The 11,199-nt window shown below is 48.2% G+C and carries 7 protein-coding genes; 4 read left to right on the top strand and 3 right to left on the bottom strand.

What is annotated here, in order from left to right; all coding sequences use genetic code 11:
• Positions 1-127 precede the first annotated feature (127 nt).
• Complete coding sequence (locus tag DRI82_RS12875; protein WP_211317662.1) at positions 128-964, top strand: ChaN family lipoprotein; 837 nt, start codon at positions 128-130, stop codon at positions 962-964.
• A gap of 140 nt (positions 965-1,104) precedes the next feature.
• Here DRI82_RS12875 and dcuC read toward each other — a convergent pair whose 3' ends face one another.
• Entirely contained in the window at positions 1,105-2,577 is a 1,473-nt protein-coding gene (gene dcuC / locus DRI82_RS12870; RefSeq protein WP_114194254.1) for a C4-dicarboxylate transporter DcuC, read from the bottom strand.
• Positions 2,578-2,763: 186 nt separating this feature from the next.
• Here dcuC and DRI82_RS12865 point away from each other — a divergent pair, with 186 nt between their 5' ends.
• A complete protein-coding gene (locus DRI82_RS12865) occupies positions 2,764-4,110 on the top strand; it encodes a class-II fumarase/aspartase family protein (protein WP_114194252.1) in 1,347 nt (448 codons plus the stop codon).
• A gap of 158 nt (positions 4,111-4,268) precedes the next feature.
• On the opposite strand, the gene DRI82_RS12860 is transcribed toward DRI82_RS12865, so the two are convergent.
• Entirely contained in the window at positions 4,269-5,171 is a 903-nt protein-coding gene (locus DRI82_RS12860) for a LysR family transcriptional regulator (RefSeq protein WP_114194250.1), read from the bottom strand.
• A gap of 430 nt (positions 5,172-5,601) precedes the next feature.
• On the opposite strand from DRI82_RS12860, the gene DRI82_RS12855 reads away from it, so the two are divergent.
• Positions 5,602-6,309: a glutathione S-transferase N-terminal domain-containing protein gene (locus DRI82_RS12855; RefSeq protein ID WP_114194248.1), complete on the top strand. Its 708-nt coding sequence runs from the start codon at positions 5,602-5,604 to the stop codon at positions 6,307-6,309.
• A gap of 68 nt (positions 6,310-6,377) precedes the next feature.
• Here the strand turns inward: DRI82_RS12855 and DRI82_RS12850 are convergent, their stop codons facing one another.
• On the bottom strand, positions 6,378-7,403 hold the full coding sequence (locus DRI82_RS12850) for a TIGR04086 family membrane protein (protein ID WP_245956834.1): 1,026 nt from the start codon (positions 7,401-7,403) through the stop codon (positions 6,378-6,380).
• Between the two features lie 768 nt (positions 7,404-8,171).
• Between DRI82_RS12850 and DRI82_RS12845 the strand changes: the two genes are divergently transcribed.
• Positions 8,172-11,192, top strand: a complete 3,021-nt coding sequence (locus DRI82_RS12845; protein ID WP_114194246.1) for an autotransporter outer membrane beta-barrel domain-containing protein — start codon at positions 8,172-8,174, stop codon at positions 11,190-11,192.
• Positions 11,193-11,199 lie beyond the last annotated feature (7 nt).

Here is an 11,199-nt window from a genome sequence, read left to right as displayed (position 1 = left end):
CTGGCCGGGCGAAGAGGGCGGAGCAGGGCATGGCCAGTCTCTTCACCCGAGTCCGAATTTATTGTAAATGATAATCATTATCTATAATATTCCGAGCATATATTGATTTCGGATAATAGATTACATGTTGAAAATCTGGGTTTTATTTTCTGCCATGCTGCTGTCGGCATGCAGCCAGACGGCACCGGATTCCTTGGAAAAAGGGTCTTCTGCTCCGGTTGCAGATTCGATCGTTGATTTGCGTAGCGGAAAAACAATCACGTCGGGAGAGTTGCTCGAACAGTTGGCGGCGGCGCCGCGAGTGATTGTCGGGGAAAAACATGACAATGCCAGTCACCATAAAATAGAGCAGTGGCTGGTGGAGAACCTGGCGCAGCAACGTCCGCAAGGTAGCGTCCTGATGGAAATGCTCACGCCAAATCAGCAAGACAGGGTTAATAAATCCAGGTTGTGGTTACAGAGTCACCCAGACGGCAACGCCAACGAGATCGCAGAACAACTCGACTGGAAGAAAAGTTGGGATTGGTCGATGTACAACGGTGTGGTGATGGCCGCCATGAGGGGGAATTATCCGCTGCTTTCCGCCAATCTCGATCGTGATGAAATCCTGTCGCTCTATCAAACCCCTGTTTTTCCGGCAGGAAATTATTCCAGTCAACCCGATGTCAGAGCGGCGATAGCAGAAACGATCCGTGTTTCTCATGGTGGCAAAATAGAGCCCGATCAACAAAAATCGATGCTGGCGATTCAGCAGCAGCGCGATCGACGTATGGCCGAGCGGTTGCTGGCAGCACCAACGCCCGCGTTGTTGATTGTTGGTGGATATCACGCGTCAAAAAAACTGGGTGTTCCTTTGCATATCCGCGACCTTGATTCTCAGGCGACGTCGGTGGTGCTGATGCTGGCGGAGCAGGGCACCGTCGTGACGGCTGAAAGCGCAGATTTTGTTTGGACTACACAGTAGGTAGAAAACCGTGCCTTGTATTCCCAGACTCAAGGCAGCGGTTTTACGGCAGACCTGATAAAAGTGAAAAAAAGCGGGATGATAAATATAAGAATAATTATTATCCCGCGAGGTCAAGTACGAGGTCACGTATAACGTCGTTATAGAATCGTCAAGGACAATGCCATCATCAGTACATAAGCGATTCCCAGTTGCACACAATTTCGTTTTATAATTTCGAAGGGGGTTACGCCGACAAAACCTGACACGGCAATAATGACGCCTGAAATGGGAGAAAAACTACGGCCTAAACTCGCAGAAAAATGCAAAGGAACCAGCATCTTAAATACAGAAATCCCTGCTCCTTTGGCTACCTCTGCGCTTAAAGGGGCAAAGGCATTAAAAACGGTCGCCGTACCCATAATCACGGAACCAAAGAAAATCAACAGACTGAATATGATAACAATCAGGTAAGCATAATGTCCCTCTTTGGGAATAAATCCAAAGAGCGTATCAATAAATCCAATTTTGATGATCCCGGCAACAAGTACCTGAGCACAAAGCAGAATTGATACGACAGTAATAAACGACTGACCCATTTGATCAAAGAGCCCCACGACTTTATCCGTTGACTTTCTCAGGTCAAACGTTCTGAATGAGTCGATAATAAAGGCAATGAAGAATGAAAGGATAATTGCAGAGACGACATCGATTTTAAAATGCAGCGCAGACGGTAGATATTCTTCAATAATACTGGAAAAGACAAAAAGAACGATCATCGGTACCACTGGCAGTAGGGCGTAATAGGTAGGAATATCGTCATTTTTCTTGATCTCACCGCTTTCAACGTGACTCTCTACCGCGCTGGCCTGCTCTTTTCTATCCCAGTAAGCCTGCATGAACATATGCGATACGCCAATGACGAGAAATAAAATGGCGACTATAGGCACTTGTTTATCAACGAATACTGAAAACAGATCATAACCTGTCAGCTCTGAAATAAGAACGCTTCCCGTGGCTGCCGGGCCGTAATCGATACAAATCCCCGATGCAATAACTGCTGCCACCGCCGCCTTTGTACATCCGATAGATCTCAGGACCGGATATAACGTTGTCATCATCAATAAGGCCAGACCCGAGGGACTTGATATAAAGAGAGCCAGTATCTGCATTAGGATGTAACAGGCGCCAAGGAGCACATATTTCGCATTGATCCTTTTAAGCGGCGTGACACACAGTTCCACGAGCTTTGCCGATGCGCCAATGTCGTTCATATATCTCGAAAAGCCGGCGATCACCATAATAATCAATCCCAACTTGGAAATACTGTCAGAAAAAAGCGATTTTACTTCAATGAATATATCGAGGAACCTGGAGCCGGATCCTGCCTTCGTTATGCTAATTTCCGGAAAAGCAACCGATGTGATAATTAAAAGTGCAATCCCCCCGGAAATAATCACCGCCTGGGCATAGTACTTTCTGGCAATGCCCATACAAACCAAAACGATGACCAGGAAAGACGTCGCCAGAATGAAAGCCTTATCGCCAAAGGAAAATTTCAGCGCGAACAGGGCAATGATGCTGACTGTCATAAAAACAATAGTTTTTGCTTTTTTTACCATTAACTCATGCATGTCGTTTCACCTGATGTCATAGTATTACTTTTATGATATGATCACATAACATACAAATCATGTGACTATGATCTCAAAAAGAAAAAATCGCAGAAGTAAATGATTAATCCGTTGACCTGTCAGGAGATAACTAATATTAATAAATAGGTGATATATACATAACCTATTGGTAATACGGAGTGAGCTATGAACACTGGCATGTTTGAATCCTGCATTACAGGGCACTGGTTTAACTTAGAAGCAAAAGATATCTGGTCAGATGTTAATACCATTCAGGCTTGGCTTGACGTAGAAGCTGCATTGGCCCAGGCGCAGGCCGAATTGAAGATGATCCCACACTCTGCGGCTGACAGAATTTTTGCCACGGGGAAAGCAGATTTGCTTAATCTTGACAGGATTAAGGCGGGGATACGTGAAACCTGCCACCCGTTTGTTCCGGTCCTGAAAGAGTTTGAGCGGGTATGCGGTAAGGAGGCTGCCGGGTATTTACACTGGGGAGCGACCACCCAGAATATTTTCGATACTGGTGCGGTACTGCAACTTAGAAAAAGTCATCTACTGATCAGTGAGTTTATAGATAAGGCACTCATTTCACTTGGAAATTTGGCCTTGCAATCCAAAAGTTACACACAAGCAGGCAGAACACATGGTCAGCATGCCCTTCCTGTCACTTTCGGTTTTAAAGTCGCTGGCTGGTATGCGGAATTACACCGAATCAATAAACGATTGGCTGCTGCCACCCATGACGCTTTCATTGTCAGTATGGGCGGGGCGGTCGGCACCTATTCGGCGATGGAGGGTAAAGGTCGTCAGGTTCAGGAGACGATGGCGAGTATTCTGAGCCTTGAATCCAATCCGATCCCGGTGAGAACATCGTGCGATTCTCTGACTCATTATGTCTCAGTGCTCGGGCAGCTTGCTGCCGCGGCAGAAAAAATAGCCCAGGAAATTATATTTTTACAACGCACAGAATTGGCTGAAGTAGAGGAAAATTTCCACCACGGGAAAGTGGGGAGCTCGACGATGGCCCAAAAGAGAAACCCGCAGAATGCGCAAAATATTGTCGGGCTTTGCCAATTACTCAGGGCGCGCGTTCCTCTGTCATTGATGTCAATGATTCGCATGAACGAGGGTGATGCTGCCGAAAGTAATGTGATGGATGTTACGCTTCCGGAAGTTGCTATTCTGAGCATATCCGTTGCAGAGAATCTATATAAATTGATAGAGGGGCTACAGGTTTACCCTGAAAAAATGCTTGAAAACATCAAGAAGACCAAAGGGCTTATTCTTTCCGAGTCCATTATGATGGCGTTAGCCAGGGACATAGGGCGTTCCGATGCGCACCATGTGTTGTACGAAGCGGCCATGGAGTCTGTCAGGACGCAGGCACCGTTTTCTGATTGTATTAGAAATCAATTGGTTAGTGGTGATATAAACATAACTATCGACATCGAAACGCTACTTGATGAAACCAGCTACATTGGTGAAGCTGAGGACTGCGTTGACTTTGTACTGAAAAATACCAGCCTGTAGTTATAATAGTGATAGTTACAATGGTGATAGTTATAATAGTGATAGTTACGCGGATGATGGTTCTGCGGATGATCGTTACGCGGCTATTTCCAGTACTTGCCCGTCACTTCATTGATTAATCAATAGAGTATTTCATTACTGTAGCAGTCTGAAATACTCTATTTATCCCATCCCTGGACATACTCGATATAATCAATGCAGTAGGGATTGAGTGAATTATTCAAAACCAGCAGCATCATTTCATCATAAATATCCATGTCGATTTGCTTCACAATTATATTTTCATCAAACAAATTGCACGTCGGAAATTCCGGAACCAGACTAATACCGATATTTTCCCTCACGAAGTGCAGTGCCGCCATGGAATCGGATACCTCTGCGATAATGTTTGGTTCGACACCATTAACCGAAAATATTTTTCTAAGTTTGGATGACAGTATGTTTCTTGCTGTGTACATGATCAAATTTCTGTAGTTAAGATCATGGATGGTTAACTTTTCTTTGTCTGCCAGTTCATGGTTTTTATGCAGGATGCAGATAATTTTAGACTTAAAAAGCGGGTATTCCTTAAGATCGGCAAGGTTATTGTTTATATTTGCATTGCCTAATGCAATGTCAGCCCTGCCTTCCCTGATTTCATTCAGCATATCAACCGAGTTGACAACAGAAAAAATCACTTTGATATTACCCCTTTCTTTCATATAGTTAGCCGTTAAGGGGGCAAGAAATGAATAAGCGATAGTGGGGGTGGTGATGATTCTGATCACTTGTTTCGAATCAATATTCCAGTTGCTGTCATCAATCCTTTCGAGCGACGTGAAAATATTCTGGATCTCTTCATAAACAAATAACGCATCTTTGGTCGGGATTAACTTCCCTTTCTCTCTGAGAAACAGCGTTTTCCCTGACTTACCTTCAATGTTGGCTATTGCTTTACTTACCGCCGGTTGGCTTATTCCGAGGATTTCCGCTGCCAGCGTGACAGATCCCTTTTCGATGAGAGTCTTTACTATTTCGAAGTCCCTGAAGGAGGCCCATCTGATAGATAAATTTTGTTTCATCAACCCTTCCTGCAATTTATATTCAACCAATTTATATTCAACTCGCCCCGTTTCCAGACCTGGCGACGCCTTGTCTTGTCATCGCTATCACTGGATGGGGTGTTCAGCGCTAATCTGCCGAAAGCTGACCTGGCTAAGATTATTGGTTCAACTATAACAGGAATTAAACCCCGTTTCGCATAGTCGATTGATTTTCGTATTGCACCTGCAACCCCTCGCTCTCCCATTCTACCTGGGGACAATACCGCCAAGGTGAAATCTGCGCAAAACGCACCTTTAACGTCGGATTTTCTCTCTTTAAATACTATCCTTAGACGTTAACAACGGTGGAAGTCTCAGATAACCGCCGTTTCAAGAGAACCGCAATGGTCAGTTTGTCGCCGCGACTGATTTAACAGACTCGATCACACCTTTCCCCAAGAGGATTGTTATGTTTACTGAATCTGAATTTCCGATCACTTCCCGCTGGCCTGCACAGCACCCTGACCGCCTGCAACTCTATTCTTTGCCCACACCAAACGGGGTAAAAGTATCGATTATGCTTGAAGAGATCGGCTTGCCCTATGAGGCGCATTTGATCGATATCGGCAAGAATGAAACCTGGACTCCGGAGTTTTTGTCGCTGAATCCCAATGGCAAAATACCGGCAATACTCGACCCCAATGGCCCAGAGGGTAAACCTTTTGCACTGTTTGAGTCCGGTGCAATCCTGTTGTATCTCGCCGAGAAAACGTCGCAATTGCTGCCTTTGCAACCTGAAAGGCGCTACGAAACCATCGAATGGGTGTTCTTCCAGATGGCAGCCGTCGGGCCAATGTTTGGGCAACTCGGTTTTTTCCATAAATTTGCCGGACGGGAATATGAGGACAAGCGGCCGTTGGAGCGATATCAGGCGGAGTCACAGCGTTTGCTGGGTGTTCTCGAACGTCGGCTGGAAGGCGGCGATTGGATCATGGGCGCGGAATACACCATTGCCGACATCTCCCTGCTTGGTTGGGTGCGTAATCTGATCGGCTTCTACGAAGCACGTGAATTGGTTGAGTTTGATCGCTTCACCCGCGTGGGCGAATGGCTGGAACGAGGTCTCGCGCGCCCGGCCGTACAGCGCGGGTTGAACATTCCGGCCAGACCGGAATAAGTCGGGATTATCAGAGATAAAAAAGCCCCCGTCGCATAAATAAAACGGGGGCTGTCGATCGGTTGTTGCTATTTCAATGGACGATCGCTTGCCAGGCGACGGTGTGGCTGGGTACGACGACCCAACGCACCGGCGGCACCGGCGATAACGCCACCAATGATCAGCAGGAAGAAACTGAACCAACTTGCCTTGGCCGTTGCGGCAGCCGCTTCATCGGCAGCTTCACGCGCTTTCTGTTCCGCCTCAGCTTTCAGTTCCTGATACTTCTGATAAGCCTGTTGGTACGTTTTTTCAGCTTGCTGTACGATTTGTTCAACTTCTGCATCGGTCTTACCGGTACGGGCTTTAATGATATTTTTCAGGGCATCACGATCAGCCGCTTGCAGCGTTTGATCACCCCGGCTTATCACCCCTTGCAGCCATTTGGCTACATCGGTGTCTGCCGTTTGCGGATGGTTGGCCGTTGCCTGCGCCTGATTCTGCGCATTATTGGCTTCAGACTGGACTTGCCCCTGAAGATTTTCTGGCTGCAGTTGGGGTTTACCCGTTTGGCGTAGCGTGGTTTCCAACTCATTCTGTAACTGATCCAGATTGATATTATTTTCCTGCAACTTCTCCTTCGCCATTTGCGTCGCTCGCGGAGCAATGCTGGATATTCCGCTACCAATAGCTTGCAATCCCGAACCGGCGATATTCGCTGCGCCACTGATTGCACTGGAAAATACCACCACAATCAGCCAGGCGCAGATCAGGGTATTTACACCCCACATCAATACACCATGCAGCGCACCTTCACGTTGCGCGAGACGACCAGCAACATATCCGCCAATGGCACAGGAAATAAGCATATTGGCGATCATCCATATGCCCGCTCCTATGCCAATACCATCAAGGGGATTCTGTTCTTTCAAGGGGTCAATAGTGCCTGCGCCGATAGCAGTACCAAGCATGGCAATTAATATATAGGCGACAATGGATAATATCACACCTGCCATTACCGCACTCCAGGATATGCGCTTCAAAGGCACGGCTGAATGGGTGTTGATATATCCATCGGCAGTAACTGGCCGGCTATTTACATCATAATCTGTCATAACGTACTCCCTCATCACGTTTGAACAGCGATATTCAGCAGCAGGCATGAATACGCAATGTTGACGATATTTTTAACGCGCGCCATCGGGCAGAAAAGCGTGGAAAACACACCTGCCAAACGAAGTGACGCAAAGAATAATCTTCCGTAGTAATGTCTCTCTGACCTTAATAAGGGTAGACAGCTAACCAGAATTTCACCACTTTGCAGCGTATGAAATTGCTATAACGAAAATGGACAGAATAAAAGATTGCTCATCGCGATATTATCCCTAACATAATCAGGTGTAATAAAACCTATAAGATCAAGCATCAACAGGAGTATTCAGGGACAACCATGTCCTCCAGGCTTTGGATACTCTACGTTGACTCCCAGCGCCCCTAACGACCATTGCGGACTGATTTCCCCTGATAGAAACCCCGCCTGCTTCATCAACTCATTGTGGTCGCCGAAGAGTTGCATTTTCATCGCGCTGCAGCAGGGCTGAACATGGCTCAATCTCCGCTGATGCAGTCGCAGGCCGATTTCAGCGATCTACCCTCAGATATTTGTGCGTAAGTATCATTCAGCGCGTGGTAAGGTAAGTTGCTGGTTCTTGCCACCGTCAGATTGCTGTTGTTCGATCGGCTGGCGTAAAAACAGGATGCCCTTTTCATCAAAGCGCAGTAACCATAACTGCACAAGTGCTCTCCTTTTATGTGTTAGCTTTAGCGCAACAAAACAGCAAAAATTATCATTCAAGGAACTGACAACAAGGAAGATCATCAAAATGAGAAGATTACCATTTAAAAAGTGCGGTTTATTTTTGTTTGTGCTGGTTTCTTTCAGAGCGTTATCGACTGACGGTTATACAGAAACTGCGCAAACTGGCTCACCAGATAGTTGGAGAACAAACGAGTTTAATAATCAATGGGCACTCGAATATATAGGTGCTCATTACGCCTACGCAAGGGGATATAATGGTGAAGGCGTAAGCATCGGCATATTTGATGAGTCTGTCTTTACGCATCCGGAGTTTGCAGGAAAACTTAATAAAATTGATGCAGCTGATCCGTATAATTTTTCAGATCACCCTAATTTCCCGAACCTGGGTGATTATATTTTTGGCGACCATGGGACACATGTAGCAGGGATAGCCGCAGCAGCTCGCAATGGTCAAGGTATGCATGGCGTAGCTTATAATTCAGAACTGGTTTCAGCTAAACTCCTGGGGTCAAATAATAATTATTTTGAATATCTAATACAAAGCAATACGCGTATTTTTAGTAACAGTTGGGGACCTGATGTTCCTATCTATGAGGATGAAAATGGTAACGAGATATTCCTTCCCGACGGTACGCCGTTCTACGTTGAAGTGACGAAGCAAGACGCCATCGACGAATTCACAGCAGAAGATATCAATATCATTAATGCTTTAAGCAATAGCCCTGTACCATCATCAGAACTTGATTCTGACAATTCCGAACATGCTGCTTTAGTACGAAGCGCGCGTTTTGGAAAACTGATTGTATTTGCTGCGGGTAATGAAAATAACTACAATGTGCCATTAGGCGAATCCTCCCTCCCTTATTTGTTCCCTGATGTATTAAATAACTTCATTATCGCAGCTAACTTGACCCAGAATGACATGCTGGATGCTTCTTCCACAAGTTGTGGATATACGGCAAGTTACTGTATTTCTGCACCTGGTACCGATATTTATAGTACCACGGCACAAACGGACTATGCGCTCTATATTCAGACAGGTGAAAAAGAGATTTTACCAAAATATGGATTAAAAACCGGAACATCGATGGCTGCACCGATGGTTTCAGGTACGGCGGCTGTGCTCATGCAGCGATTTCCTTACATGACGACGTCTCAAATAACCACAGTGTTACTTACCACCGCCACTGACCTTGGTGAAAAGGGAATAGATGCTGTATACGGATGGGGAAAACTCAATTTAGGAAGTGCTATTGATGGCCCAAAAATGTTTGTTACAGCAGATGATATTCCAAAGGATTTATATATTGATGGCTCCTATACGCAAACGCAATTTATCGCCAATATCCCCGGTGTTGGTGCAGTCATTGAATCCGGAACCAGTAATCAGCGTATCTGCAGCAGTACCGAATGTGGTTATGATAATTGGGTAAATGATATTGGCGGGCATGGCGGTTTAACAAAAACGGGGATTGGTGCACTGGCGTTAACCGGAAAAAACACCTACCTCGGACCGACCCTGATTAATCAGGGTTCTTTGATAGTTAATGGTTCAGTTTCCTCTGACGTTAGTGTGCACAACGGCGGCATCCTCGGCGGCGCCGGCAGCGTCGGCTCGCTGACCGCTCATCGCGGTGGCACCGTGGTGCCGGGCAACTCGATCGGCACTCTGAACGTGATCAACAACGTCAGCTTCGAGCCAGGTTCGCACTACGAAGTGGAAGTGGGGCCGAATGGACGGAGCGATCGGATCGAGAGCGGCGGCTCAGCAGCGATCGGCGGTGGTGAAGTCGCCGTATCGTTGGAAAACAGCAGTAATTTGTTGTCGCAAAGCGAAGTGCATAGCCTTTTGGAGCAACAGTACAACATCCTGAGCGCGCAGCAGGGCGTGAGCGGGCAGTTTGACTCGGTGGCACCGAACTACCTGTTCCTCGGCACCGGGCTGAGCTATCAACCGAACCAGGTGACGCTGAATATCGGGCGCAACGACACGGCCTTCGCCAGCGTAGCGCAGACGCAAAACGAGCGCGCGGTGGCGGCGGCGGCAGATGCGCTGGCTGCGGGCAACCCCGTGTATGAGAGTATTCTCAATAGTGGCACAGCGGCGGATGCGCGGCAGGCGTTCCGCCAGTTGTCGGGGCAAATTCACGCGGACATCGCCTCGGCGCTGGTGAACGACAGCCGCTATCTGCGCGAGGCGCTGAATGGGCGCCTGCGTCAGGCGGAAGGGCTGGTGGCGTCATCGGGCATCAAGGCGGATGACGGCGGGGCTTGGGCGCAGTTGCTGGGGGCGTGGGACCACGCATCAGGCGATGCCAACGCGACCGGATATCAGGCCTCGACCTACGGGGTGCTGATAGGATTGGACTCGGCGCTGGCGGACGACTGGCGGCTGGGGGTGGCAACGGGTTATACCCGCACCTCGCTGGACGGTGGTTATGTGTCGAATGCAGACAGCGACAACTACCACCTGGCGGCCTACGGCGATAAGCAAATCGGTGCGTTGGCGCTGCGTGCGGGAGCGGGTTACACCTGGCATCGCATCGACACCTCGCGCTCGGTGAACTACGGTGCGCAGTCGGACCGTGAAACGGCGAAGTACAGCGCGCGCACCGAGCAGCTATTCGCCGAGGCGGGGTACAGCGTGCAGGGCGGTTGGTTGAACCTGGAGCCGTTCGCCAATCTGGCTTACGTGAACTTCGAAAACAACGGCATCGAGGAAAACGGCGGCGCTGCGGCGCTGCACGGCGACAAACAGCACACGGACGCGACGGTATCGACGCTGGGCCTGCGTGCAGACACCGAGTGGCAGGGGAGCAAAGGCACGAAGGTGGCGCTGCGCAGCGAGCTGGGTTGGCAGCATCAGTACGGCGAGCTGGAACGCGGCACCGGGCTGAGGTTCAACGGCGGCAACGCGCCGTTCGTGGTGAACAGTGTGCCGGTATCTCGTGACGGCATGGTGCTGAAGGCCGGGGCGGAAGTGGTGGTGAACGACAACGCCACGCTGTCGCTGGGCTACGGCGGTCTACTGTCGAAAAACCATCAGGACAACAGCGTCAACGCCGGTTTTACCTGGCGATTTTGATCGGTGA

The organism is Edaphovirga cremea (assembly GCF_003332275.1).
Classification (GTDB): Bacteria; Pseudomonadota; Gammaproteobacteria; order Enterobacterales; family Enterobacteriaceae; genus Edaphovirga; species Edaphovirga cremea.
This window is presented reverse-complemented; position numbering and strand designations above follow the sequence as displayed.